The sequence below is a fragment of the Morganella morganii genome (assembly GCF_041099235.1).
In the GTDB taxonomy this organism is placed as follows: Bacteria; Pseudomonadota; Gammaproteobacteria; order Enterobacterales; family Enterobacteriaceae; genus Morganella; species Morganella morganii_E.
In genome coordinates this window covers 299-546 of record NZ_JBFZSO010000027.1, presented here as the reverse complement: position 1 = coordinate 546, position 248 = coordinate 299, and the positions used below count along the sequence as shown (strand labels likewise).

The 248-nt window shown below is 54.0% G+C and carries 1 protein-coding gene; it reads left to right on the top strand.

The features are described 5' to 3' along the window. Positions 1-133, top strand: a 133-nt coding sequence (locus AB7038_RS18090) for a maltose-6'-phosphate glucosidase (protein WP_369453751.1), incomplete at its 5' end; no start/stop codon positions are given. Positions 134-248: the final 115 nt, after the last annotated feature.

Sequence of the window (248 nt, the reverse complement as noted above, 5' to 3'; positions counted from 1 at the left end):
GGAGCAGCGTTCATATCACAAGCTGTGGCAGGCGATTACGCTATCGAAAACCGTACCGAGCGCCTCGGTGGCGAAAGCGATCCTCGATGACCTGATTGCCGCCAATAAAGCGTACTGGCCTGAGCTGCATTAACCCTCGTTTTACCGGCATCCATCGGGTGCCTGTTCTTCTCTCCTGATCGTGATTTATGCTATGCTGTGGCCTGTGTGCCTGCCGAACAAGCACTGCTGATGAAAATTTCCCGCAC